Below are 24,650 nucleotides of genomic sequence, written 5' to 3' on the forward strand. Positions count from 1 at the left end.
GCGATTCGCATGACCGAGAAGGAGCTGGGCGGCGTGGCTGCCGGGGGAAGTGCGCTTGCGGAGGGGGCGGTCACCTATACGTATGATCGGCGCCGCTATCTCATCGACGTGCTGTTTCCCACCTACGTGTCCTGCGCAGGGTTGCCGTTGTCCGTCATCCTGTTCATTGCCGGCGTGCTGCCGCCGCTCATGCTCCTTGTCATGGTCGTGTGCGCGTACTCGCTCATGAACGCGTTCGTGGCCCATTCGTACCCCCGCGTCGTGACGTTCGATGGCGAGTCGCTGCGCCTCGAGTCGTTCGGACACGTGGACGAGTACCCGGCTGGCTCCATCACGCGTCTTCGTGTGAACCCCACGCCGGAGGGCCTGCGCATCTACGCCCGCGTGAACGACTCGTCGCCGGTGCGTGGGCGCTACTTCCTCGTCTGCGGCGACATGTACGACGCGGACGGGAACAAGGCCGAGCCCGTGTACGACTATCTCCTCTCCCTCGCCGAAAGCCTGGCTGCTACGGACTAGGCCTCGGGGAAGCAGGGGCCTTTCAGGCGCGGCGCCCAAGCGGCTGCCGCGCCTTCTTATTAGACGCGTGTCGGGCGAGAGCCTGCCGCGCCGTTCCGAGAAGGGAACAAACATGTCTCAAGCTGACGTAGAGCTGCTCCGTCCCGAGCTCGTGTTCTTTGACCTCGAGGCGAATGACGCCCAGGAGCTATTTGACGGTCTCGAGGACCGTCTCAAGCCGCTGGGCTACCTCAAGGACACGTGGCGTGCCGCCATTGGCGAGCGCGAGAAGAACTACCCCACGGGCCTTGCCTGTCCCACGGCGCAGATTGCCATCCCGCACACGGACCCGGTGAACCTGGAGAGGCCCTACATCGCCATCGTGAAGCCCAAGAACCCCATCAAGTTCCAGCCGATGGGCGGCATGGGCGATGAGGTCGAGGCGAAGCTCGTCATCAACCTTGGCATCAAGCGCGACGGCGGCCAGGTGGAGATGCTCCAGAAGCTCATGGGCATCTTCATGGACGAGGCCAAGTCGGCTGACGTCCTGTCCCAGACCACGCCCGAGGGCATGGTTTCCGCGTTTGGCGGATACCTCGCCTAGCGCATTTCTTGGGGCGACAAGCGACGGGTGGGGCCGGTCTGCCGTGGTGGCAGCCAGCCCCGCCCGCCGCTTGTCTCTGCTTTCGGCGGTGCTATGGCCCAAAGGGCTACGTCCCCATTGGGCTCGTTCCCTTTTTGGCCCGCGTCCCCTTGGGCCAGATTGTCTTTACAGCTGTCTTGTCACATGACATGACACGTGCCATACTGTCCCCCAGCATTTCCCAACGAGAGGGGCCAGGTTGGCAAGCATCAACTCTTCTACCAGCGATTCTTCCGCCGAGGAGCTCGCGCAGCTCGTCGCAGACGGCGTGGGTTCGTGTACCACGGCCGCGGAGCGTGCCGCGCTTATTCCCGCCGAGCTCTCCTCGGCTATTGAGCGTCTCAAGGCCGAGCGCGACGCCGTGATTCTCGCGCACTACTATGTGGCTCCCGAGGTCCAGGCAGTGGCGGACTACGTGGGCGACTCGTTCTATCTGGCGAAGCTCGCAAAGTCGCTGCCGCAGAGCACGATCGTGCTCGCGGGCGTTGAGTTCATGGGCGAGAGTGCAAAGCTCCTCAACCCGGACAAGCACGTCCTCCTTCCCGAGCCTGCGGCGGATTGCCCCATGGCGCACATGGTTAAGCGCGAGACGGTGGATGCCGCGCGCGAGCAATATGGCGATGACCTTGCCGTCGTGTGCTATGTGAACTCGACCATGGAAATCAAGAGCTGGAGCGACGTCTGCGTGACCTCCTCCAACGCTGTGGACATCGTCTCTAAGCTGCCCCAGCACAACATCCTGTTCATCCCGGACCAGAACCTGGGCCACTATGTGGCAGAGCAGGTGCCCGAGAAGAACGTCATCCTCAACAAGGGCTATTGTCCGCGTCACCACGTCATCACCGCGGAGCAGATCGAAGAAGCGGTTGCCGCTCACCCTGGCGCGCTCGTGCTTGCGCATCCCGAGTGCAAGGCGGAGGTGCTGGCGGAGGCAGACTACATCGGCTCCACGGCCGGCATCATCACCTATGCTGAGAAGAGCGAGGCTTCCGAGTTCATCATCGTGACGGTTGCCGGCGTCCTGTTCGAGCTCGAGCGCCGCACGCAGGGGACTGGCAAGAAGTTCTACTTCCCGAAGACGCGTCCTACCTGTATCAACATGGACATGATCAGCCTTCGCAAGCTTGTCGCCTGCCTCGCCTCTGGTTCCGGCGAGGTCGAGATTGGCCTCTCGGAAGAAGCCGCGGCTCAGGCCAAGCTCACACTCGACCGCATGCTCGAGTACGCCGCGAAGTAAGCGAACGCTACAAAGGAAAAGTTGACAAAGGGACTGTCCCTTTGTCAACTTCTGGATCGCCGGGAGGGCCGGATGGCTTCCAAGAAGTATGAGGACATGAGCTGCGACGTGGTGATCTGCGGGTGTGGCGTGGCGGGACTGTATGCCGCGCTCAACCTGCCGCAGACGCTCGACGTCGTGATGCTTTCCAAGAGCAAGGTTGACGAATGCGACTCGATGCTTGCCCAGGGCGGCATCTGCGTGCTGCCGGAGGGTGAGGACTACGAGGCCTTCTTCCGCGACACGATGGCCGCGGGCCACTGGGAGAACCGCCGCGAGAGCGTTGACGTCATGATCCGCTCGAGCCGCTCCGTAATCAATGATCTCGTGGCCTTGGGTGTTGACTTCGAGCGCGAGGAGGACGGCAGCCTCGGATTCACGCGCGAGGGCGCGCACAGCCGCCCGCGCATCGCCTATCACGCTGACATCACGGGCAAGGAGATCACGACGAAGCTCCTTGCCGCGGTGCGTCGCCTTCCCAACGTGAGAATCCTCGAGCATGTCGCGATGGTCGACATCATCGAGCGCGACGGAGCCTGCGCTGGCGTCATCGCGCGCCCGGTGGACGAGGAGAGCTCCCTCGCTCCCGCCGACGAGCTCTCGAGCAGCCGCGAAAAGTTCGAGATTCGAGCGTCCAACACGCTCTGGGCAACCGGCGGCATCGGTGGCGTGTATGAGCATTCGACCAACTATCCGCAGCTCACGGGTGATGCCTGCTACGTTGCCATAGAGCACGGCATTACGTGCGAGCACCTCGATTACGTGCAGATCCATCCCACGGGCCTCTTCTCGCCCCAGCCCGGCCGCACCTTCCTCATCTCCGAGAGCTGCCGTGGTGAGGGTGCCGTGCTGCTCAACCGCGACTGCCGCCGCTTCACTGACGAGCTCCAGCCGCGCGACGTCGTGGCCGCTGCGATCCGCGCCCAGATGAAGAAGGATGGCATGGAGCACGAGTGGCTGAGCTTTGCCCCGGTTGAGTCCGAGGTCATCACGGGTCACTTCACTAACATTCGCGAGCGCTGCCTCGAGGACGGCCGCGACATCCTCTGCGAGCCGATTCCCGTTGTGCCCACGCAGCACTACTTCATGGGCGGCGTGCGGGTCGACCGCGACTCCGCGACGACCATGCCCCACCTCTTCGCCGCTGGTGAGGCCAGTTGCAACGGCGTTCACGGCCACAACCGCCTCGCGAGCAACAGCCTGCTTGAGTCGCTCGTCTTCGCGCGCCGCGCCGCGCATAAGATGCTCACGGGCGAGAGTCTGCCTGTCGAGCTCGCGGGGTCTCCGGCGCTTGACGGCATGCATCGCGTCAGCGGCGACGGCACGCTTGCCATCGACGTGCTTTGTGCCGAGGATGGTACGACAACGGAGGATGTCGCCGGCTTTGGTGACGCCCCCGTCGACTTTGACTCGATCATGCCCGAGAAGGAGGCGTAGACGATGGATCCTATCGCCATGAAGCTCGTGGGAGACGACATCATCCTCCAGGCGCTTAGGGAGGACATCACGTTTGAGGACGTGAGCACTGCCTCCGTGTGCCCCGATCCCCGCGCCGCGGAAGTGCAGCTCATCGCAAAGGCGGGGGGCGTCATCGCGGGTCTGGACGTGTTTGCCCGCGCGTTTGCCCTCCTCGACCCTGCAACCCGCGTCGAGGCGACGGTTGCGGACGGCGACGTCGTGTCTGCGGGCCAGCATCTCGCCACGGTCTACGGTGACGCTCGCGTGCTACTTGCCGGCGAACGCGTCGCGCTCAACTTCCTGCAGCGCATGAGTGGTATCGCGACGTATACGCGTCGCATGGCCACGGCGCTCGAGGGCACGAACACCGTTCTCGTTGACACGCGTAAGACCACGCCTTGCCTGCGCGTGTTCGAGAAGGCCGCGGTGGAGATTGGCGGTGGCCGCAATCACCGCTACAACCTCTCGACCGCCGTCATGCTCAAGGACAACCACATCGATGCGGCGGGCGGTGTCACGCAGGCTATTGAGGCCGCGCGCGCCCATGCGTCCTTTACCTGCACCGTTGAGGTTGAGTGCGAGAACCTCGAGATGGTTCGCGAGGCCGTCGAGGCCGGGGCTGACATCATCATGCTCGACAACATGGCTCACGACGACATGGTCGAGGCAATCGCCCTCATCGGCGGACGCGCCAAGACCGAGGCCTCCGGCAACGTGGACGCCGAGAACATCCGCGCCCTCGCCGACCTCGGCGTTGACTTCATCAGCTCTGGCGCCCTCACGCACTCCGCGCCAATCCTCGACCTGTCTCTCAAGCACCTGAGGATGCTGGACGATGGCGAGGGCTGCTAACGTGGGCGGCGCCGAACGCAGGGCCGCCATCATCTCCGAGCTTGCTGCTGCGACCCAGCCGGTTTCTGGCAGTGCGCTTGCGAAGGCCGTTGGCGTGAGCCGGCAGGTCGTCGTCCAAGACATCGCGCTTCTAAGGGCGGACGGACATGACATCGTTGCCACGAGCCGCGGCTACGTGCTGCAGGAGGGCAAGGGGACCCCGCAGGTGCCCACTCGTCTTCTCAAGGTCCACCATGGCCCCGATGACCTGGAGGATGAGCTCACGACGATCGTCGACCTTGGCGGTGCCGTGCTGAACGTCATGGTCAACCATCGCGTCTACGGCAAGATCACGGCGGACCTCGACGTCAGGAATCGTCGCGACGTCGAGCGCTACCTCGAGAGCATCCGCACGGGGAAGAGCTTCCCGTTGATGACGGTGACGAGCGGCTACCACTTTCACCGCATTGCCGCGGAGACCGAGGCGCAGCTCGATGAAATAGAGCAGGTCCTGCGCGAGAAGGGCTATCTCGCACAGGTCCTGCCCTACGAGGACGGCCTGGAGTAGGAGAGGGGCTTCCTCCTACGCGAGGGCGGCGCCAAGGGCGCGGCAGGCCTCGAGGGCCTCGTCGTCAGGCTCGAGGTTGGCGATGACGGTGTCGACGACCTCGGCGCCGTCTCCCTCGGTGCGCTCGCGCCAGGCGTCCATCCAATCGCCGGTGCCCCAGTCATAGCTGCCAAACAGGCCGACTTTCTTGCCGGAGAGCTCGTCTTCGACGCCCTCGAACATGGGCTCGAACTCGTCCTCCTCGAGGGACTCGTCGCCCATGGCCGGGCATCCGAATGCGACGGCGTCAAAACCTGCCAGGGCATCTGTGGAGAAGTCCGCCGCCTGGATCTCCTCGACCTCGGCACCTGCGCCGCGCGCCCCATCCGCGACGGCGCTCGCCATGGTCTCGGTGTTGCCCGTACCGCTCCAGAAGACGACTGCGATCTTGCTCATGGTCTGTCCTTTCGTATGCCAACCCGCCTGTCGGGTTTGGGTTCGTCGATGTGGCTGGAGGCCTATGCCGCGACGCTCACGCTCGTCAGCTCCGCGAGCGTTGCCCCGCGGCCAAGCATCGCCTCGCAATCCCTTGTGCAGCGCTTATATCTCGCGAAGCACGCCTCGGCGTTCTCCTGATCGGAGTAGACCTTCCAACAGCCACAACACAGGTAGTCGCGGCCCCCATGCTCGATGAAGGCCATGACATCGTCATAGGGATAGCCGAGGAAGAGCCCCACCTCGTGGGGGAATCCTCCGTTGGCACTGCACCGCTGACGGTCCTCGAGCTTGCGACTCAGATGTGCGATCGCCGCTTCGAGCCAGCCGGAGCCTGTCGTCTCATAGCCCCACGAGAACATCGTCGCGGCGGCGCGTGGTGCGGAGAGCTCGCGCGCGAGAAGCTGTGGCCGGTATACGAGCACGAGCGCGCCGCAGCTCCTGCGAGCGAGTACGCGTACGTGAACGCTCGTGCCTGCAAGCTGGCGATTTGCGCGCGCGACGAGTGCGTCGAGGCGGGCGTTGCGTAGCCGTGATGGGTCCTGTTTGCCGGTTGACTGGCCCGATGTACCCCGCGTGCCGGGCGCCTGCCGCGAGTGATCCTGCTCGCCGGTTGATTGTTGTTTTCCGTGTTGTGCGAAGTCGCCGGGCACGTTAAACAGACATGCGGGCTTGATGCCCACTAGCGTGGGCGAGCAATGTTTGACGATGGCGCGCTCGAATCCATTTCCATCCAGCGTCATGCCTGCTCCCTCAAAATAGTCAGCCATGGTTAACTATGATGCAAAGAGTAGCCGTAAAGTTAGACTAGGTCAACTAACGAGCGCCGCGCGGCTGGGAACCGAGTGCCGGGCGCGCGCCGCCTTCGAGAACACCACCTCGTCACGAGCTGGAAACCCGACTGCGTTACAATTGCGAGCTACATCGGCCACCAGAATGTGAGGGACACCATGAGTGACGAGACCACGAACGCTAACACCACGTCCAACCGCGCCATTGTCTCCGTTCTTGGCGCAGACCGGTCCGGCATCGTTGCCGCGGTCGCAGGTCTGCTCGCAGAGCGTAATGTCAACATCCTCGACATCTCCCAGACGATCCTCCAGGGTCTGTTTACGATGACGACCCTCGTCGACCTAGGTGATGCCGACTTCGCGGAAATCCATGTCGGTCTCGATGAGCTTGCCAAGCAGCTTGGCGTGCAGATCACGATTCAGCGCGAGGACGTCTTCAAGTTCATGTATCGCCTGTAAGGAAGTGTCATGGCGATTTTTTCATCGCATCTAACGCCCCGCAGCGCTCGCGAGCGAGTCGCGCGTCGCGTCCTGTCGACGAACGACACCTCGGCGCTCCTGAGCGCCACGGATGTCACTCCCATGCCTTCGGACGAGGCTTCGCTCGGCCGCCCCGTGGAGAGCGAGGGTCTCTACGAGGGCTATGCCAAGGTCGACAAGCTGCCGGAGGAGATGTTCCGCGAGTACGACGTCAAGCGCGGCCTGCGCAACGCCGACGGCTCGGGTGTGCTCGTGGGTCTCACGACCATCTCGGACGTTCACGGCTACAACAAGGTCGATGGCAAGGTCGTTCCTGACGAGGGCGACCTCATCATCCGCGGCTACCACCTCGAAGACCTCGTCTCGCAGACGCATGGTGCCGGTCGCTTCGGCTACGAGGAGATAGCGTACCTGCTCATCTCCGGTCGCCTGCCTAGCGCGGGCGAGCTTGCGGACTTCAACGCTCGCATCGATTCCCGTCGCGAGCTGCCCACCGGCTATCTGAGCCTGTTCCCGCGCACGACGGAGTCGAGCTCCGTCATGAACGTGCTCGCGCGTTCGACGCTGCTGCTCTACGCCTTCGACGAGTGTCCTGACGACACGGGGCACCAGCATGAGGTCGATGTGGCCCTGTCGCTTCTTGCACGCCTGCCGCGCATCGCGGCTATCGCCCACGAGGCTTCCGTTTCCGCTCACGCCGGCGAGAAGCTGCTCATTCCCCCCGTCCGCGAGGGTTATTCCATGGCGGAGACGGTCCTGGACGTTCTGCGTGGCGCCGATGGCTTCACGCGCGAGGAAGCCATGATGCTCGACGTCATGCTCATGCTCCATGCGGAGCACGGCGGCGGCAACAACTCGACGTTCACCTGTCGCGTACTCTCGAGCTCGGGCACGGATGCCTACTCGTCCTACGCCGCTGCCATGGGCTCGCTCAAGGGTCCCAAGCACGGTGGCGCCAACTCCAAGGTGGGTGCCATGATCGAGGACGTGGCCGCCCACGTCGAGCGCTGGGATGATGACGATGAGCTTGCGAGCTATCTCGAGAAGCTCGCGACGAAGCAGGCGTTCGATCAGACGGGGCTCATCTATGGCATGGGTCACGCGGTCTATACCAAGAGCGATCCGCGTGCTCGCCTCGTGAAGCGCTATGCGCGCAATCTGGCTGCCACAAAGGGCTGCGAGGACAAGCTCGCCCTCATCGAGGGCATCGAGCGTCTGACTCCCGAGGTCATCCATGGCGTGCGTGGGACGAACAAGCCCATCTGCGCCAACATCGACCTGTACACGGGCTTTGTCTACTCGATGCTGGGCGTGCCGGCTGATCTCTACACGCCCATCTTCGCCATGGCGCGTCTTGCCGGCTGGACAGCTCATCGCATGGAGGAGCTCTACGGCTGCGGCCGCATCATCCGCCCGGCGTACAACTCCGTCGTTGGCCGCAAGGACTATGTGCCTATCGAGGAGCGCGGGGAGTAGAGATTCCCACATACAACGATAAGCGGCGGCACCCCTCGCTCGGGATGCCGCCGCTTTGCTTGAGGCGGGTTAGACGGAGACGCTAGTCCTCGTCCTCTTCGTCATCGGCGGAGACAGGGCGGAAGACCGCGGTGTCGCCACCAATGATGCTGTCCTCGACGTAGCGGGCCTCATCATCGTGGGCCTTGCGGACGGCGGCGTCAAAGAGGTCGACGTCTTCCTCTTCATCGAAGTACTTCTCGGCGTCATCAAGCTGGACCTTGCGGCCCGTGCGGAGGGCGACGTACTCGTCGTTGTTCTTGTCATAGGCAAGGCCGGCGCGCCTGAGGGCGTCGGGGAGCTCGACGTAGTCGAGGGTGTGCTGGCGCTTTGTGCGGGCGAACAGCGGCACGTACTCAAAGATGACGGAGGAGTTCTCGAGGCCATACCAGTGCGCGGGCGAGCCACAGACGCGACGGATGATGTACTTCGCGTTGATGATGTTGCGGTCGAACGCGGAGATGTCGGCGGAGCTGGACGGCACCTTGCGCACGAGGCAGAAGCGGAAGTCGCCGACCGAGCTCTTCTTCTTATAGATCGAGTACTTGTGATGCTGCGGCGCGATCATGTTGTCCTGAACGAGCTTCTCGACGATCTGGTAGAGGTACTCGTTGACGCGCTGGTTCACGCGGAAGCCAAGGCGGATCTGCACCTTGAAGATGAAGTCGGTGCCAAAGGTGTTGACCGAGAACTCGTGGGTGTACGGCTCGTCGGTGACCTGGATGTTCAGGAAGAAGTACGCGCGGGCGCGCTTCGGACGCTTATCCAGGATCGAGTAGAGGATGTCGCGGTCGAGCCTGTCGGGCGAGGAGTCGTTCGTGAGGAAGACGAGGTTGTCGGCGAGGTACGGGATCTCATTGTCCTGGCGGAGCTCGGCGAGCTGGTCGATGTACTGCTTGGTGGGTAGATAGACGCTCTGCGTGCGCTCGATGGCGGTGCCGCGGCGCCAGATGTACATGACGACGAAGATGAGGGCGGCGATGACGACGGTGACGTAGCCGCCATGTAGGAACTTCGTGAGGCTCGAGAAGAAGAACGCCAGCTCGATGGCCATGAAGAAGAGGAGGAACGGCCAAGCGGCGACCTTGCGCTTGCGGACGCGCATGAGGTACGTGAACAACAGCATCGTGGTCATCAGCATCGTGACGGTGATGGCCAGGCCGTAGGCGGCCTCCATGTGGGAGGAGCTGCGGAAGTACAGCACGACGCCGATGCAGGAGACCCACATGATGTTGTTGACCAGCGGGATGTAGATCTGGCCCTTGGTCTCGCTCGGGTAGGCGATGCGCATGTGCGGCATCAGGTTGAGGCGAATAGCCTCGGAGATGATCGAGTAGGAGCCGGTGATCAGGGCCTGCGACGCGATGATGGCAGCGAAGGTCGAGAGGACGACGGCGAAGACGCGGAGGTTCTCCGGGAGCATCTGGAAGAACGGGTTGAGCTCGTGCAGGGCGGCGAGCTCGGCGTTGGTTTTGTTGGCAAGGATCCAGGCGCCCTGGCCGAGGTAGTTGAGAATGAGGCATGCCTTGACGAAGGGCCAGGAGGCGTAGATGTTGGCCTTGCCGACATGGCCCATGTCGGAGTAGAGGGCCTCGGCGCCGGTCGTGCAGAGGAAGACGTTGCCGAGGACCATGAGGCCGGCCTTGTTGAGGTTGCCATCAAACAGGAACGTGATGCCGCGCAGCGGGTTGAGCGCACGGAAGACGTTGAGGTCCGCACCGACGTTCACGAGGCCGACGATGCCGAGGTAGAGGAACCAGATGGTCATGATCGGGCCGAAGGCCTTGCCGATCATGGAGGTGCCGGCGCGCTGCATGGCGAACAGCACGCAGAGGATGGCGATGGTGATAAAGACGACGACGTTCTGGTTGTCGCCGATGATGCCGTGGAAGAACGGGATCGTGCGGAGACCCTCGATGGCCGTGGTGACCGTCACCGCGGGGGTGAGGATGCCGTCCGCGAGCAGCGCGGCGCCGCCAACCATGGCGGGGATGATGAGCCACTTGGCGCAGCGCTTCACCAGGCTGTAGAGGGCGAAGATGCCACCCTCGTTGTGGTTGTCCGCCTTCATGGCGACGAGCACGTACTTGACGGTGGTGATGAGGGTCATCGTCCAGATGACGAGGGACAGCGCGCCGATGACGACGTCCTGGCTCATCGTGGTGAGGCCGCCGTTGCCGCTCATGATCGCCTTGAGCGTGTACATCGGGCTCGTTCCGATGTCGCCGTAGACGACGCCAAGCGTAACGAGAATCATCGCCGCTGATAGCGGGATGCCAGCGGACTTTGCCGACGACCTCTTCTTTGTCGAGGGTTCGGCTGCGCGAGAAACACCCATGTTCCTTGCTCTCCTTGTGACGGGGGCTTTCCGCCCCGGCCGCTCCAATACGTGTCCAGGCCACTTCGTCTTGTTTGTGGCCCACGGGGTCGCAAACTGGACGACGCAACAAAAACTGCCTGACCTCGGCGCGGACGCTGAAGTCAAGCAGCTTAAGGTACCACTTTATGCGGTCTTTATGTGCGGAGGACGGCGGTCGGTGCCGCTCGCGCGGTCTTTAGTACCTTCCGCGGCCCGGACCGCGGCGGTCCGAGGGCGATGACGAGCGGCGGGGACCGTCGGAGTAGCGGCGCGGGCCATCCATGCCGCGGCGGTCGTCGCGCGAGAAGCGGTTGCCGCGCGGGCCGCGGTCGTCTCGCGAATAGCGGTCTCCCCGCGGGCCACGGTCGTCGCGCGAATAGCGGTCTCCCCGCGGGCCGCGGTCGTCTCGTGAATGGCGATCGTCTCGTGAATGGCGATCGTCACGCGTGCGGCGGTGGTCGTCCGGGCTACGGCGGTCGTCATGCATGCGGCGGTTGTCGCCCGAGCTACGACGGTCACCTTGTGGGTAGCGGCGGTCGCTCGAATCGCGACGAGGACCGTTCTGCTCGTGGCGGAAGCTGGTCTGTTCGCGGTGCGTCTCCTCCGGCAGATCGCTGGCGCCCTCGGGGCGCGGGGTCCTCTTCACGAGGTAGACGTGGTGGATCTTCGCGTTGCGGCTGAAGTCCTCCGGAATGGTGCCCTCCGTGACGTCCTCGATTTCGACGCCGTACCTCTCGAGCTTCTCGGTGTCGGGGGTGAACCCGCGTAGGTTGCAGGAGAACAGGCAGACGCCGTCCGCGGTGAGCAGGCGAGAGACGCCGATGAGGAGCTCGGCGTGGTCTCGCTGCACATCGAAGGAGTCGCGGCCCATGCGCTTGGAGTTCGAGAAGGTTGGGGGATCGCAGAAGACAAGGTCCCAGCGGTTGCGCGTACGACGCTGCTCGCTGATCCAGCGGACGACGTCGGCCTGGACGTACTCGTGCTCGTCTCCGGTGAAGCCGTTTCGCTCCATGTTGCGCTCGGCCCAGTCGAGGTAGGTGCGAGAGAGGTCAACCGTCGTCGTGTGCTTTGCCCCGCCGTCCGCGGCGTAGCAGGTGGCAGTGCCGGTGTAGGCGAACAGGTTGAGGAAGCGCTTCGAGCCCTTGGTGCCCTTGGCGAGCTCGCGCACCTGGGCGCGCACGTCGCGATGATCGAGGAAGAGGCCTGTGTCGAGGCGCTCGGCGAGGTTGACCTCGAAGATGAGGCCTCCCTCGTCTACGAGGTGGGAGCCGGGGGCAAGCGCGAGGCGCGAGCGGCGACCGGGACGGGTGTCAGTGCCTTCCTCCTGCTCGCTCGCGTACTGGGAGCCGCCCTTGGCGCGCTTGCGCACGCGTAGGGTGACGTCGTTGGGATCGACGCCAAGGACGCGCGGCGCGATGGCGAGGACGTCGAGTAGGCGGCGATGCGCGAGCTCGAGGTCGATGCCCTTGGGTGCGGCGTACTCCTGGACGACAAGCCAGCGCCCTCCCTTGTCGCGGCCGCGCGAGGCCTCGCTCGCCTGGTAGAGGTCGATGGCGACGGCGTAGTCGGGGAGGTCTGCGTCGTAGACGCGGTAGCAGCTCACGTCTTCGCGCTTCGACCACTTGGCGCGGAGCTTCGCGACCTTCTGGAGACGAGCCGCGAACTGATCTGACGCGGAGACGAGCACGGGGATGGTCGTCCCGTCCTTGAGGGTGACGGTGGCGCGCGGCGCGGGTGCTGCGGGCGCCCCGTTGTCGCCGCCGGTGGCGCGGGCGTCTTCCGTCTCGGCGTAGAGGCGGATCGTGGCCTCATCGCGGCCGAGCAACGTTGAGACGCTGTCTGCCGGCGCCATGCCGAGGGCGGCGTCGAGGCTGTCGCCCAGCACGAACGCGGCGAGCGGCGAGCCCGTGGGCAGGGAGTCCGCAAGGGCGGTGACGCAGCCGAGGGCGGAGACCTCGCGCGCGAGCTCTGCGGTGCGGAGCCAAGAGAGATCGCAAACTCCGAGTGTGGAGGAGGCGTCGGAGTCCGCGAGATAGTTCGCGAGGGTATCGCGCGAGGTCAGCGTATCGAGAGAGACGTCGAGGCCCGCCGAGCGCAGGGCCGTGCGGGCGGCGGAGGCGGCACCGGGACGATCGTCAAGCGAGATGAGACGAAGGGAACCGGCACGCTCGCCGCCCTTCTCGGCACGCTCGTCCGCTTCGTCGAGGAGGGTCTCCCAGGCTGCGGTGTCATGGCCCAGCCAGCGGTCGAAGCCCCAGCGGGAGCGAAGCAGGCCAGGGGCGCGGTCGAGTGCGGCGCCGGCTGCTTCGACGAGGATGGTGCCCGAACCGGCGTATGCGGTGGCCAGGGTGGGGGCGTCGTGGCGCAGGCAGCGGTGCCAGGAGCCGGCGGCGAGCATCGCGGCCGCGTAGTCTGCGCGGAGGCCGCCGAGGCCGTCGTCCGCAGAGCGCCTGCCGAAGCCACGGTGGAAGAGCGGCTCGCCGGAGAGGTCGATGCCGAGGGTCACGCGCTCGCCGCGGACGCGTGCGATGATCGTGACGTCAGGGTGGCGGACCTCGACGCTCGGGCGGCCGCCGAAGCGAGCCTGCATCCTGTCGCAAACCGCGTCCTTGACGCGGAGGGCGACGAACTGGGTGTTCCTGAGCTGGTCGTTCACGCCGTGGGCATCGACGGCAAAGGTAGAGGAGAGGGAAAGGTGGCTCTCCCAGTCGATTGAGGAGGCTGCGTCATAGAGCTCGTCTGCGTCGGTCGCGGCACCGTGGGAGAGGACAAGGACGACGCGCGAGGCGATGCGGCTCCAGAGACAGACGCGGTAGGCTTCGGCGAGGGAGCCGGAGAAGGCCACCTGGCCGTGGAGGGCGCGGACGCCCGTGGCTCCCAGACTCGCGAGCTCGCCTGCGAGCAGGCGCTCGAAACCCTTGGGACAAGTTGCGAAGAACTCATGCGTGTCTGCCATGCGCATCACCTTTCAATCGGGTCACCATTCGCCCGTAAGGGAGCTGCTTGCCCCTCACATCTCCTGCCGAGGTTAACCCATATGGGCGTAAACGTGCGGCTCACCGGCCGTATACACAGAAAACGCCCCGCTCGAGCAAGGTGCTGAGCGGAGCGTTGGAAGGGAGTCGCATGAATTGGGGCTCGAGCGCGTCGAGGCGCTTGAAGCTACAGGTCTATGGAGAGGTAGCGCTCGCCGGTGTCGGGAAGGATGGCGACGACGGTCTTGCCGGCGAACTCGGGGCGCTGGGCGACGGAGAGCGCGGCGAAGGCGGCGGCGCCGGAGGAGATGCCCACGAGGACGCCCACCTTGGCGGCGAGCTCGGCTCGCTCGGCGATTGCGTCAGTCGAGGCGACGGGCAGGATCTCGTCGACGATCTCGCGCTTGAAGTTCTCAGGCTCGAAGCCGGCACCGATGCCCTGGATCTTGTGGCCGCCGGGCTTTCCGCCTGACAGCACGGGGCTCTCCGCCGGCTCGACGGCGACGGCGTAGACGCCCGGCTTGTGCTCCTTCAGGAACTTGGAGGTGCCGGAGATGGTGCCGCCCGTGCCAACGCCGGCGACGATGGCGTCGACGGAGCCCTCGGTGTCGGCCCAAATCTCGGGACCGGTGGTCTCGTAGTGGGCGCGCGGGTTGGCGGGGTTGGTGAACTGGCCGGCGACGATGCTGTTGGGCGTGGAGGCGTGCAGCTCATCAGCCTTGGCGATGGCGCCCTTCATGCCCTCGGCGCCGGGGGTGAGGACAATCTCCGCGCCGTAGGAGGCTGCCAGCTTGCGGCGCTCGATGGACATGGTCTCAGGCATGGTGAGGATCATCTTGTAGCCGCGGGCGGCCGCGAGCATTGCCAGGCCTACGCCGGTGTTGCCGCTTGTGGGTTCGATGACGGTGCCGCCTGCCTTGAGCTCGCCGGATGCCTCGGCTGCGTCAAGCATGTAACGGGCGACGCGGTCCTTCACGGAGCCGCCGGGGTTGGTCGCCTCGTACTTGCCGAGGACGCGGGTGCCCTTGGCCTGGGCGTCGGCGGGGAGGAGCGAGGAGAGGTCAACGAGAGGGGTGGAGCCGATGAGTGCCTCGACATGGGTTGCGACGTGCATGAGAGCCTCCTTGTGGCTGCGGACGGAGCGCGGCTCCGACCAGACTGGCGGACGGGTTTTGCCGTCCATAGGCGAGAGGAGCGGGTTCTCCTCTTTGCCGAAGCAGGGGTTGAGCGCGCGTCGCGCGGGACCTCAGCTTCGTTGGGGGCAAGTATGCCACCAATAAACCAACCAATCCAGTAGGAATTAATGGTTTTTCATCAACTGGCAATGAGGAATTGCTTGGCGGGTGCGCCGTGTCGTTGCGAACGCGGCGGTGCCGGCATTGCGGATGCAGCGACGCTGTCATTGCAGACACGGTGACGTCGGCATTGCGGACATGGCGCCGTGTTGTTACGGACACAAAAAATAGTGTCCGATTTCGACGCATCTGTATGTTTTGCTACGCAACACACATATAGATGGTTTCTAAATTCAAACACGCAGCTAGCATAGCTCATGGTTAATCCGCTATTAAAAGCAAGGCCATCTCTCTTCCCGGCGTTGGAAAGTCTGACGGCGCTATGGTGAAGGGCGTTGGGAGAACGATGAGAACAGTTGATGGGTCATGGCTCCATTCGGGTATGGTCGTAATAGCCGCCATGGTTTATCGGCCATTTGACGGAAGGCTTGGGAGGAAGCTCTGGAGCTGCTCGGCGGATGACGACGTAGCCACCATGCCCGACTCTCCTGACCTGCTTAAGTCTTATATCGCCGACTTACAGTTTCGGCTCGATCTGGCGCGCGCCACGATTTTGATGCTTAGGGAATGCCAGGGCGACGAAGAAGACGAATAGCCGGGCTGGCTCCCGCTGAGTACAATCTGCCCATTTTGAGCTGCTGTCGCGAAGCAAGAGGCCTAATCTTAGTTCGCCTCGAGGGTGCCGATCAGGGCCTTGTGGTCCGTGCCGGCGATCTCGACGGTCTTGAGCGAGCTCACCGTGATGCCGGAATCCCTCGCATAGACGATGTGGTCGATCTCGATGAGCGACGGCACGATCTTGTTCGAGGGGTAGGTCATGTGGAATCCCTCGCCGGACGCCTGGCTGGCGTCGGCGAACCGCGTGCCTAGAAGCGTGCGGAAGCGTGCGTGGTCCCAGGTTGAGTTGAAGTCACCCATGATGAGATAGGCGTGCCCATAGTCGGAAAGCGACCCGATTACGGAAAGCCCCTTGTCCCAAAGGTCCTCCGCCCCGCGGACGGGCGAGTTTGGGTGGACGCTCACGATGCGAACGGTGGCCGGGCCAATGACGATGTCCGCGGCGGGCATGGAGCTCGTCTCGATGGGCAGGAGGTTGCGCGAGACGTTGTCCTGTGGCACCGCCGTCCAGATGCCGTTGCGGCCGCCGTTGCTGATGGCGGATGCACCCTCGGAGACCACATGATAGGGAAGGACCTTGTCGATTCCCGCCGCCGTGAGGTCTGCCACCATGCCGTCCGTGAGTTCCTGCAGGCAGAGGACCTCGACGTGCTCGGCGCGGCAGACCTCGACGATCTGCTTGGCGCTCGCGGCTCCGTTCAGTGTGTTGACCGTCATGACGCGCGCATATGAGTCGTCCGTGGTGGCGCTTGAGGACACGGCGTATTCGGCGGCGGGGGAGACCCGCGCGCGGCCTGCGAAGTATCCGGCGTGCCACCAGCCGTTTATGGCGAGCGCGAGGACGCAGATGATAAGGAGGAGGCGCCTCCTCGACAAGAGGGCGATCGCGAGGCAGATGATGGTTGGAATGAGGGCAAGTGGGACGAACGAGACCACTTCGGGGACAATCCGGCCGTTCGCGAGGTCCGTAGGCAGGAACCTTAGCGCCATGAGCGCGCAAACGCCAAGCATAGCAAGCCAGAGCAATGCCGAGACGAGCGGATGACGCGGGCGGTGGTGCCTTCGCGCGGGCCGACGAGCGGGCTTCGCCGCGCGCTTTGCCGCTCTTGCGGAGGTCTTATGCGGGAGGTAGGGCGCTTGCTGCGCAGGGGAGGGAATCGGCGCGCCGGATACGGCTCTCGCGCCTCGGTTCTCGAACGGTGTCGTGCCGTACTCGTATCCGTTTGTGGAACTGCCCTGCGCCATGTACTGCCCTCCCCGTTGTCAGCATTCATGCTAGCTGAGGAGAGCCGACAGCGACCATATCTGACGAAACCGCCGTATGACTTGCAGTGATTGTGTCCTAACCGTGCGGGTCGGTAAACGGTTGCAAGATATTGCTCACATTGTGAAATACTGCGCACGCTGTGTAATAAAAGGAACCTGACGGCTCGATGACGCCGCCAACGCCAAGACCTCTGGAGGTTGCGTGCAAGACCTTCTCACTCAGGCTGCTGCCGCGCGTCGTCGCGCCAGAGCCGATAGGCGCTGCATTCGCTCTCGCTCCCAGCTTCGCGACGCCCTCGCCGCGGAGATTCAAGCCACGGGCGACCTGTCGCGCGTGACGGTCACCGCCGTCACCGAACGCGCGGGTCTCACGCGCCGCACGTTCTACTCGCACTTCCGCGACATCCCGGATCTTGTCGACGCCGTCGAGCGCGAGGCCCTTGATGACATAAGGGACCTCGTCGAGAACATCTCGTCGTCGCACCTCGATGAGCTCACCGCCGCCCTCGCATCGCTCGAGGCCGCCCCCGGAACCGTCGAGCTCCTGAGCTACTTCCGCGACAACGCCCCGCATCTCACGGCGCTTCTGGGCAAGGGCGGCGACCCCGCCTTCGTCGAGAAGATCAAGGACGTCTGCCGCGAGGCGGTCGTCTCTCGTGCCCTCGACGGCATCGACTCCCGAGCCCTCGGCCCGTTTTTCGACTACTACCTCGCTTTTGCGGTGTCTGCCGAGGCCGGCGTCCTTACGCGCTGGCTTACGGGTGGCATGCGAGAGGACGTCCACACGATGGCGCTGATCATGACCTCGCTCATGTTTGTCCGCCCGGGCGACCTCTATGGCAAGTCCATTGACTTCAACGTGCCGGCCTATGCGCTGGCCCTCATGCAACTCAAGAACAATGCGGAGCGCGGGGGCGCTTTCGCGGAGGAAAAGGAGCCCATCCATGACTAACAATCCCGCAGCATCCAATGCGGCGCAGGCCAAGCTGGCCCGCGGCATCGAGCTGGTTGAGAACGGGGCCGAGCTGCGCCCCGCCAACACCACGGACTTCTCGCGCGCCAACCTGCGCCTAGGCATCGACGTGGGCTCCACCACGGTCAAGCTCGCCGTCATCAACGACGCGGACCGCATCGTCTACGCAAACTACCAGCGCCACCACACCGACATCCGCGCCACGGCAAAGGAGCTCTTCGAGAAGGCTCGCGCCGTGCTCGGCAACGCCTCCATGCGTGTCTCCATCACCGGTTCCGGCGGTCTCCTGCTCGCCAAGTGGCTTGACCTCGAGTTTGTCCAGGAGGTCATTGCGAGCAAGCGCGCCGTCGAGACCCTCATTCCGGAGACTGACGTCGCCATCGAGCTCGGTGGCGAGGACGCCAAGATCATCTACTTCGATAACGGTATCGAGCAGCGCATGAACGGCACCTGCGCGGGTGGCACGGGCGCGTTCATCGACCAGATGGCGAGCCTGCTGCACACCGACGCCGGCGGGCTCAACGAGCTCGCGAAGCAGGCGACCCATATCTATCCGATCGCCAGCCGCTGCGGCGTCTTCGCGAAGTCCGATGTCCAGCCGCTGCTCAACGAGGGCGCGGCTCCCGCGGACGTCGCCGCCTCGATCTTCCAGGCAGTTGCCAACCAGACGGTCTCCGGCCTCGCATGCGGCCATCCCATTCGCGGCCACGTCGCCTTCCTCGGTGGCCCGCTCCAGTACCTCTCCGAGCTGCGCCATCGCTTCTACGAGACGCTCTCGCTCGACGAGGAGCACCGCATCGTTCCGACCAACGCCCATCTGTTCGTGGCCACCGGCGCCGCCCTTGCTGGCGAGTCCGACAAGCGCGTGACCTTCGCTGAGGTCATCGACGCCCTCGAGAACCTTGGCGACATGCAGGGCAGTGAGGTCCAGCGTCTCGACCCGTTGTTCGCTAACGACGAGGAACTCGCCGAGTTCCACGCCCGCCACGATGCGCAGGTGGTCCCCAAGGGCGACCTCGCTACGTATCGGGGCCGCGTGTTTATCGGCATCGATGCCGGCTCAACCACGATGAAGGCCGCCGTCGTGGGCGAGGACGGCGAACTGCTCTACACCTGGTACGGCAACAACCGTGGTGACGTCCTGGGCACCGCCCGCGTCATCATGGATGACATCTACGACAAGCTCCCCGAGGGCTGCACCGTCGGTCACGTCACCACGACGGGCTACGGCGAGGCCCTGCTCATCGAGGCCCTCGGCGCCGACTCCGGCGAGATCGAGACTGTCGCTCACCTTCGCGGCGCCAAGGCCTTCGTCCCCGATGTCGAGTTCATCCTCGATATCGGCGGTCAGGACATGAAGTGCCTGCGCGTGCACAACGGCATCATCGAGCACATCATGCTCAACGAGGCGTGCTCCTCGGGCTGCGGCAGCTTCATCGAGAGCTTCGCGGATTCGATGGGCCTCTCCGTCCAGGACTTCGCGCACGCCGCCATGGGTGCCGAGAAGCCCGTTGACCTTGGCAGCCGCTGCACCGTCTTCATGAACTCGCGCGTGAAGCAGGCCCAGAAGGAGGGTGCGACCGTTGGCGACATCGCGGCGGGCCTGTCCTACTCGGTCATCAAGAACGCGCTGTTCAAGGTCATCAAGATGCGCGATCCGGAGGAGATCGGCAAGTATGTCGTCGTCCAGGGCGGCACCTTCATGAGCGACGCGACGCTGCGCGCGTTCGAGAAGCTTACCGATCGCGAGGCGATTCGCCCGGATATCGCCGGCTGCATGGGCTGCTATGGCGCCGCCCTGCTCGCCCGTGACCGTGCCGGCAAGGACGGCACCTCGACCCTGCTCAGCCGCGAGCAGATCGACAACCTCCAGGTGAAGCAGACCAAGGCCCACTGTGGCCGTTGCTCCAACAACTGCCTGCTCACGATCAACAACTTCGGCAACGGCCGCAAGTTCATCACGGGCAATCGCTGCGAGAAGGGTTCTGGCGGCAAGCGTGCCAAGGCGCTCGCCCCCAACCTCTTCGCCTTCAAGAACAAGCTGTTGTTCGATCGTCCGGTACTTGACCCCAAGACCGCACCGCATGGCACTGTGGGTATCCCCCGCGCCCTCAACATGTACGAGAACTACCCCTTCTGGCACGCGTTCTTCACGGAGCTGGGTTTCTCGGTCGTGCTGTCTGACCAGTCGAACAAGAAGACCTACGAGGCGGGCATCGAGTCGATGCCGTCCGAGTCCGTCTGCTATCCGGCGAAGCTTAGCCACGGACACATCATGAACCTGCTCGAGAAGGACCCGGACTTCATCTGGATGCCCTGCATCCGTTGGGAGCGCAAGGAGGACGAGACGGCGGGCAATCACTACAACTGCCCGATCGTCATGAGCTACCCGCAGGCGCTCGGCCTGAACGTCGACGAGCTCGCCGCGCCCCAGGTCGAGTTCCTCGACTCGTTCATCCCGTATGACGACAAGAAGGAGCTCAAGCGCCGCCTCTACGAGCTGATCTCCGTCCAGCGCGAGAAGGACGCAGCCAACGGCCGCGGCCGCTTCCGTGGCGAGCACATCACCCGTGCCGAGGTTGACCGCGCCGTGAACGTTGCCTGGGAGGCTGACCTCGAGTTCAAGGAGACCATGCACCGTAAGGGCGACGAGACCCTCGAGTGGATGGAGGCCCACGACGTCCACGGCATCGTGCTCGCGGGCCGTCCCTACCACAACGACCCCGAGATCAACCACGCCATTCCCGAGCTCGTGAACAGCTTCGGCTTCGCGGTGCTCACCGAGGACTCCGTCGCTCACAAGATGCGTCCCGAGCGCCCGATCCGCGTCGTCGACCAGTGGATGTACCACAGCCGCCTCTACCGCGCCGCGCGCTTCGTCGCCAGCAGAAACGACCTCGACCTCATCCAGCTCAACAGCTTCGGCTGTGGTCTCGACGCCCTCACGACCGACCAGGTCCAGGAGATCCTCGAGGCGTCCGGCAAGATCTACACCACCCTCAAGATCGACGAGGTCTCGAACCTCGGCGCGGTGCGCATCCGTATCCGTTCGCTGATGGCGGCCCTCATCGAGCAGCGTGAGGAGCTCGAGCGCGAAGCTGCCGCGGGCGAGCTCGTGGCCGCCGGCCCTGTGGACGTCCGCCGCGCGAACGGCTCGCTCGAGCGTGCCAAGCCGCTGGGGGTTCGCGAGGATGGCAAGGCTGCGCTGCCCGTGTGGCGCGAGGCAAAGAGCGCTGCCGTTCACAAGGTGCGCTACACCAAGGAGATGCAGGACAGCGGCTACACGCTGCTGTGCCCGCAGATGTCGCCCATCCACTTCGAGCTCGTCGAGCAGCTACTCAAGAAGAACGGTTACAACGCCGTGCTGCTGCCTTCCGTCGACCACGGTGCGGTCGAGGCGGGCCTCAAGTACGTCAACAATGACATCTGCTACCCGTCCATCCTGGTCACGGGCCAGATCATGGAGGCCATCGAGAGCGGCAAGTATGACCTCTCGCGCACGGCCGTCATGATCTCTCAGACTGGCGGTGGCTGTCGTGCCACGAACTACATCGCCCTCATCCGCAAGGCCCTGCGCGACGCCGGCCACCCTGAGGTCCCCGTAGTCTCGCTCACCGCGGCAAAGGGCCTTGACGAGGACAACCCCGGCTTCAACGTCTTCAAGCCCGAGATCATCGTCCATGCTGTCTATGCCCTGCTCTATGGCGACCTGCTCATGCAGGTGCTCTATCGCGTGCGTCCCTACGAGGCCGAGCCCGGCTCTGCCGACGCGCTGTATGACCAGTTCATGGCTCGCGCCAAGGATGAGGTGACCAGCTGCGGCCAGCATTCGTTCCTGAAGCTGTGCCAGGACACGGTTGACGCGTTCGAGACGCTGCCCGTCGTGGCCGATCGCTCCAAGCCGCGCGTGGGCGTCGTGGGTGAGATCCTCGTCAAGTTCCACCCGACGGCGAATAACCAGGTCGTCAAGGTCATCGAGCAAGAGGGGTGCGAGGCGGTCGTGCCCGGCCTCGTCGACTTCTTCCTCTTCGGCATGACGAGCCCGAAGAACATGAAGGGCGAGCTGGGCACCAAGCTCAGCAAGCGCCTCACGCACCAGGCCGGCATCAAGCTCATCGAGTCGATGCGCGAGCCCATCAACCGCATGCTCGAGAAGTCGACCCGCTTCGAGCCGTATCCGGACATCTACGAGCTCGCCGCCAAGGCGAAGCAGGTGCTGTCGCTGTGCAACACGATGGGCGAGGGCTGGCTCCTCACGGCCGAAATGTGCGACCTCATCGAGTGCGGCACGCCCAACATCGTGTGCTGCTCGCCGTTCGCATGCCTGCCCAACCACGTCGTGGGCAAGTCCGTCATCAAGCGCCTGCGCGAGATGCACCCCGAGAGCAACATCGTCGCCGTCGACTATGACCCCGGCGCGTCCGAGGTCAACCAGCTCAACCGCATCAAGCTCATGATCAGCGTGGCCAAGGAGAACTTCCGCGCTGCCCGTGCGGCTGCGGCGGAGATGGGCGGCGCCGCGGAGAACGTGGCCGAGTTCCGCCTCGAGAATCCCGTTGACCCCACCACGAACGTCGTGGCTCCCTACGTGGAGGAGGGCGAGCAAGATCGTGTCGAAGAGACTTCCTGCGGGCTCGGCGCCAATGCCGCCGACGACTCCGGCGTCCTTCCGCTGAGCCGCATGCAGCTTGACCGCATCGAGGCCGCCAAGGCCCGTGCTGCGGAGCGCGCTGCCGCCGCCGATGCGAATGAGCCCGCTCCCGTCGATGGTCTCGAGGCTGACGCGGAGGGTGCCGACGGATTCGAGGAGGGTGCTGGCGCGGCAGACGCTCCCAAGATGTCTGATGCGTCACAGAACGAAACGGAAGCGGACGAATCGTAGCCCGCTCGATTACCATAGAGCCCTAAGAGATTGACGGGCGGCCCGATCGCGCAAACGGGTGCGGTCGGGCCGCCTCTTACGTAGAGGGGATACGTGATGGACGAGAACAACGAGAGCAAGGCGACGCAGACGGCTGCTGAGCCGAAGCCCCTGTGGGGTGGGCGCTTCTCCGGCGCGCCGACGGGTGAGCTCGAGAGGTTCGGAGCGTCGCTGCCGTTCGACAAGCGCATGTGGAAGCAGGACATCCGCGGCTCCAAGGCCCATGCCGCCATGCTCGCGCACCAGGGCGTGATCTCGGCGGAGGACGCGGAGGCAATTCGTGCCGGCCTTGACGAGATTGCCGGCGAGATTGAGCGTGGCGAGTTTACGTTCGACGTTGACCGCGACGAGGACATCCACATGGCCATCGAGCGCGTGCTCACCGAGCGTATCGGCCCTGCCGGTGGTCGTCTTCACACCGGCCGCTCTCGCAATGACCAGACCGCCGTCGACACGCACATGATCGCTCGCGACCTGGCCGACGAGCTGCTTGCTTCGCTTGAGGGGATCCAGCAGGTGCTGCTCGACCGCGCTGAGGAGCAGTTTGGCGTCGTGATGCCTGGCTACACGCACATGCAGCCGGCTCAGCCGGTGCTCCTCTCGCACCACCTGCTTGCCTACTTCTGGATGTTCTCCCGCGACCACAAGCGCGTCGCCGATGCTCGCGCCGCTGCCAACAAGTGTCCATTGGGTGCCGCCGCGCTCGCCGGCACCACCTATCCGCTTGATCGCGCGATGACGGCTTCCGAGCTCGGCTTTGACGAGCCGGTCGCCAACTCGATGGACGCTGTCAGCGACCGCGACTATCTGCTCGACCTCATCTATGCCTGCAGCGTCTGCCAGATTCACCTCTCTCGCCTCTGCGAGGAGCTCGTCTGGTGGAGCTCGGCGGAGTTTGGCTTCGTGGAGATGGACGACGCCCACTCTACCGGCTCTTCGATCATGCCCCAGAAGAAGAATCCGGATTTCGCAGAGCTCGTTCGTGGCAAGTCCGGTCGCGTCGTGGGCGACCTCATGAGCCTGCTCGTCACCGTGAAGGGCACGCCGCTTACTTACGATAAGGATCTCCAGGAGGACAAGGAGCCGCTCTTTGACGCGGCCGATACCGTCCTGGGTTCGCTTATGGCCTGCACGGGCATGCTTGCCACCTGCACCTTCAAGGCCGACCGCATGCGCGAGGCCTCGCACGAGGGTTATATGGCCGCGACGGACCTTGCGGATTATCTTGTCGGCAAGGGCCTGCCGTTCCGCCAGGCTCACGCCGTCGTCGGTCGCATCGTGGGCGACTGCGTTCGCGAGGGTATGACCCTGCAGCAACTCACCACCGATGAGCTCCGTAGCTACTCCGAGCTCTTCGATGACGGCGCTCACGAGGCGCTCGACATCGATAACATCGTGCGCCGTCGCACGACGCTTGGCGGCACTGGCCACGATGCCGTTCGCGCGCAGCTCGCCCAGGCTCGCGACGTGCTTGCTGCCGAGACGGCGTAGGTCGCTGCCGACCCCGCGCCGGGCTTCGGCGTTGGGTTGCCGGGATGGCCGCTGACTTGCAAGCGGTGCCGCCAGCTCGTGCAATCTGAGGTGCCCGCGCGCGACATAGCTCACAGGTTAAGAAGAACGCCCGTCTGCCGATGAACTGCCTCCCATTTCTTGGACACAAGAAATGGGAGGCTTTTTATGGCTGGAAACGTTCTGTACGACGTCGGGGT

17 protein-coding genes are annotated in these 24,650 nt (G+C 64.4%); 11 read left to right on the plus strand and 6 right to left on the minus strand.

The window, feature by feature from the left end; translation table 11 throughout:
* Positions 1 to 9: 9 nt before the first annotated feature.
* From ABCN07_RS06815 to ABCN07_RS06840, 6 genes are all read left to right on the plus strand, one after another.
* Positions 10 to 519, plus strand: coding sequence for a hypothetical protein (locus tag ABCN07_RS06815; RefSeq protein ID WP_330028190.1), 510 nt, complete (start codon positions 10 to 12; stop codon positions 517 to 519).
* A 112-nt stretch (positions 520 to 631) separates the two neighbouring features.
* The gene (locus ABCN07_RS06820) at positions 632 to 1,102 is read left to right on the plus strand and encodes a PTS sugar transporter subunit IIA (protein WP_343005967.1); all 471 of its coding nucleotides are present in this window, start codon (positions 632 to 634) and stop codon (positions 1,100 to 1,102) included.
* Between the two features lie 238 nt (positions 1,103 to 1,340).
* Positions 1,341 to 2,378, plus strand: a complete 1,038-nt coding sequence (gene nadA, locus ABCN07_RS06825; RefSeq protein WP_343005968.1) for a quinolinate synthase NadA — start codon at positions 1,341 to 1,343, stop codon at positions 2,376 to 2,378.
* 72 nt (positions 2,379 to 2,450) lie between these two features.
* On the plus strand, positions 2,451 to 3,854 hold the full coding sequence (locus tag ABCN07_RS06830) for an FAD-binding protein (protein WP_343005969.1): 1,404 nt from the start codon (positions 2,451 to 2,453) through the stop codon (positions 3,852 to 3,854).
* Between the two features lie 3 nt (positions 3,855 to 3,857).
* The gene (gene nadC, locus ABCN07_RS06835; RefSeq protein WP_343005970.1) at positions 3,858 to 4,727 is read left to right on the plus strand and encodes a carboxylating nicotinate-nucleotide diphosphorylase; all 870 of its coding nucleotides are present in this window, start codon (positions 3,858 to 3,860) and stop codon (positions 4,725 to 4,727) included.
* Positions 4,711 to 5,274: a transcription repressor NadR gene (locus ABCN07_RS06840; RefSeq protein ID WP_343005971.1), complete on the plus strand. Its 564-nt coding sequence runs from the start codon at positions 4,711 to 4,713 to the stop codon at positions 5,272 to 5,274. The genes nadC and ABCN07_RS06840 overlap by 17 nt, the downstream gene beginning before the upstream one ends.
* A 15-nt stretch (positions 5,275 to 5,289) precedes the next feature.
* Here the strand turns inward: ABCN07_RS06840 and ABCN07_RS06845 are convergent, their stop codons facing one another.
* Together ABCN07_RS06845 and ABCN07_RS06850 are read right to left on the minus strand one after the other, a co-directional pair.
* A complete protein-coding gene (locus tag ABCN07_RS06845; protein WP_343005972.1) occupies positions 5,290 to 5,709 on the minus strand; it encodes a flavodoxin in 420 nt (139 codons plus the stop codon).
* A 62-nt stretch (positions 5,710 to 5,771) separates the two neighbouring features.
* On the minus strand, positions 5,772 to 6,491 hold the full coding sequence (locus tag ABCN07_RS06850; protein ID WP_343005973.1) for a DUF3793 family protein: 720 nt from the start codon (positions 6,489 to 6,491) through the stop codon (positions 5,772 to 5,774).
* Between the two features lie 207 nt (positions 6,492 to 6,698).
* Here ABCN07_RS06850 and ABCN07_RS06855 point away from each other — a divergent pair, with 207 nt between their 5' ends.
* Positions 6,699 to 6,998, plus strand: a complete 300-nt coding sequence (locus tag ABCN07_RS06855) for an ACT domain-containing protein (RefSeq protein WP_343005974.1) — start codon at positions 6,699 to 6,701, stop codon at positions 6,996 to 6,998.
* Positions 6,999 to 7,007: 9 nt separating this feature from the next.
* A complete protein-coding gene (locus tag ABCN07_RS06860; protein WP_343005975.1) occupies positions 7,008 to 8,495 on the plus strand; it encodes a citrate synthase in 1,488 nt (495 codons plus the stop codon).
* Positions 8,496 to 8,577: 82 nt separating this feature from the next.
* On the opposite strand, the gene ABCN07_RS06865 is transcribed toward ABCN07_RS06860, so the two are convergent.
* The 4 genes from ABCN07_RS06865 to ABCN07_RS06880 form a co-directional block, all read right to left on the minus strand.
* A complete protein-coding gene (locus ABCN07_RS06865; RefSeq protein ID WP_343005976.1) occupies positions 8,578 to 10,872 on the minus strand; it encodes a KUP/HAK/KT family potassium transporter in 2,295 nt (764 codons plus the stop codon).
* A 217-nt stretch (positions 10,873 to 11,089) separates the two neighbouring features.
* A complete protein-coding gene (gene rlmKL / locus ABCN07_RS06870; protein WP_343005977.1) occupies positions 11,090 to 13,849 on the minus strand; it encodes a bifunctional 23S rRNA (guanine(2069)-N(7))-methyltransferase RlmK/23S rRNA (guanine(2445)-N(2))-methyltransferase RlmL in 2,760 nt (919 codons plus the stop codon).
* Between the two features lie 206 nt (positions 13,850 to 14,055).
* Positions 14,056 to 14,982: a cysteine synthase A gene (gene cysK / locus ABCN07_RS06875; RefSeq protein WP_343005978.1), complete on the minus strand. Its 927-nt coding sequence runs from the start codon at positions 14,980 to 14,982 to the stop codon at positions 14,056 to 14,058.
* Positions 14,983 to 15,826: 844 nt separating this feature from the next.
* The gene (locus ABCN07_RS06880) at positions 15,827 to 16,771 is read right to left on the minus strand and encodes an endonuclease/exonuclease/phosphatase family protein (protein ID WP_343005979.1); all 945 of its coding nucleotides are present in this window, start codon (positions 16,769 to 16,771) and stop codon (positions 15,827 to 15,829) included.
* Positions 16,772 to 17,249: 478 nt separating this feature from the next.
* Here ABCN07_RS06880 and ABCN07_RS06885 point away from each other — a divergent pair, with 478 nt between their 5' ends.
* The 3 genes from ABCN07_RS06885 (at position 17,250) to argH (ending at position 24,432) form a co-directional block, all read left to right on the plus strand.
* Complete coding sequence (locus tag ABCN07_RS06885; protein ID WP_343005980.1) at positions 17,250 to 17,999, plus strand: TetR/AcrR family transcriptional regulator C-terminal domain-containing protein; 750 nt, start codon at positions 17,250 to 17,252, stop codon at positions 17,997 to 17,999.
* Positions 17,992 to 22,902 carry an acyl-CoA dehydratase activase-related protein gene (locus ABCN07_RS06890; protein ID WP_343005981.1) on the plus strand — a complete coding sequence of 1,637 codons (4,911 nt, stop codon included), beginning with the start codon at positions 17,992 to 17,994 and terminating at the stop codon, positions 22,900 to 22,902. The genes ABCN07_RS06885 and ABCN07_RS06890 overlap by 8 nt, the downstream gene beginning before the upstream one ends.
* 96 nt (positions 22,903 to 22,998) lie before the next feature.
* On the plus strand, positions 22,999 to 24,432 hold the full coding sequence (gene argH, locus ABCN07_RS06895) for an argininosuccinate lyase (protein ID WP_343005982.1): 1,434 nt from the start codon (positions 22,999 to 23,001) through the stop codon (positions 24,430 to 24,432).
* Positions 24,433 to 24,650 lie beyond the last annotated feature (218 nt).

The organism is Collinsella sp. 1033st1_E11_1033SCRN_220408 (genome assembly GCF_039062465.1).
Classification (GTDB): Bacteria; Actinomycetota; Coriobacteriia; order Coriobacteriales; family Atopobiaceae; genus Parolsenella.

Coding starts and splice junctions, on each gene's coding strand:
- ABCN07_RS06815 (WP_330028190.1), top strand. CDS start 10: ATGACCGAGAAGGAGCTGGGCGGCGTGGCTGCCGGGGGAAGTGCGCTT.
- ABCN07_RS06820 (WP_343005967.1), top strand. CDS start 632: ATGTCTCAAGCTGACGTAGAGCTGCTCCGTCCCGAGCTCGTGTTCTTT.
- ABCN07_RS06830 (WP_343005969.1), top strand. CDS start 2,451: ATGGCTTCCAAGAAGTATGAGGACATGAGCTGCGACGTGGTGATCTGC.
- nadC (WP_343005970.1), top strand. CDS start 3,858: ATGGATCCTATCGCCATGAAGCTCGTGGGAGACGACATCATCCTCCAG.
- ABCN07_RS06840 (WP_343005971.1), top strand. CDS start 4,711: ATGGCGAGGGCTGCTAACGTGGGCGGCGCCGAACGCAGGGCCGCCATC.
- ABCN07_RS06845 (WP_343005972.1), bottom strand. CDS start 5,709: ATGAGCAAGATCGCAGTCGTCTTCTGGAGCGGTACGGGCAACACCGAG.
- ABCN07_RS06850 (WP_343005973.1), bottom strand. CDS start 6,491: ATGACGCTGGATGGAAATGGATTCGAGCGCGCCATCGTCAAACATTGC.
- ABCN07_RS06855 (WP_343005974.1), top strand. CDS start 6,699: ATGAGTGACGAGACCACGAACGCTAACACCACGTCCAACCGCGCCATT.
- ABCN07_RS06860 (WP_343005975.1), top strand. CDS start 7,008: ATGGCGATTTTTTCATCGCATCTAACGCCCCGCAGCGCTCGCGAGCGA.
- ABCN07_RS06865 (WP_343005976.1), bottom strand. CDS start 10,872: ATGGGTGTTTCTCGCGCAGCCGAACCCTCGACAAAGAAGAGGTCGTCG.
- rlmKL (WP_343005977.1), bottom strand. CDS start 13,849: ATGGCAGACACGCATGAGTTCTTCGCAACTTGTCCCAAGGGTTTCGAG.
- cysK (WP_343005978.1), bottom strand. CDS start 14,982: ATGCACGTCGCAACCCATGTCGAGGCACTCATCGGCTCCACCCCTCTC.
- ABCN07_RS06880 (WP_343005979.1), bottom strand. CDS start 16,771: ATGGCGCTAAGGTTCCTGCCTACGGACCTCGCGAACGGCCGGATTGTC.
- ABCN07_RS06890 (WP_343005981.1), top strand. CDS start 17,992: ATGACTAACAATCCCGCAGCATCCAATGCGGCGCAGGCCAAGCTGGCC.
- argH (WP_343005982.1), top strand. CDS start 22,999: ATGGACGAGAACAACGAGAGCAAGGCGACGCAGACGGCTGCTGAGCCG.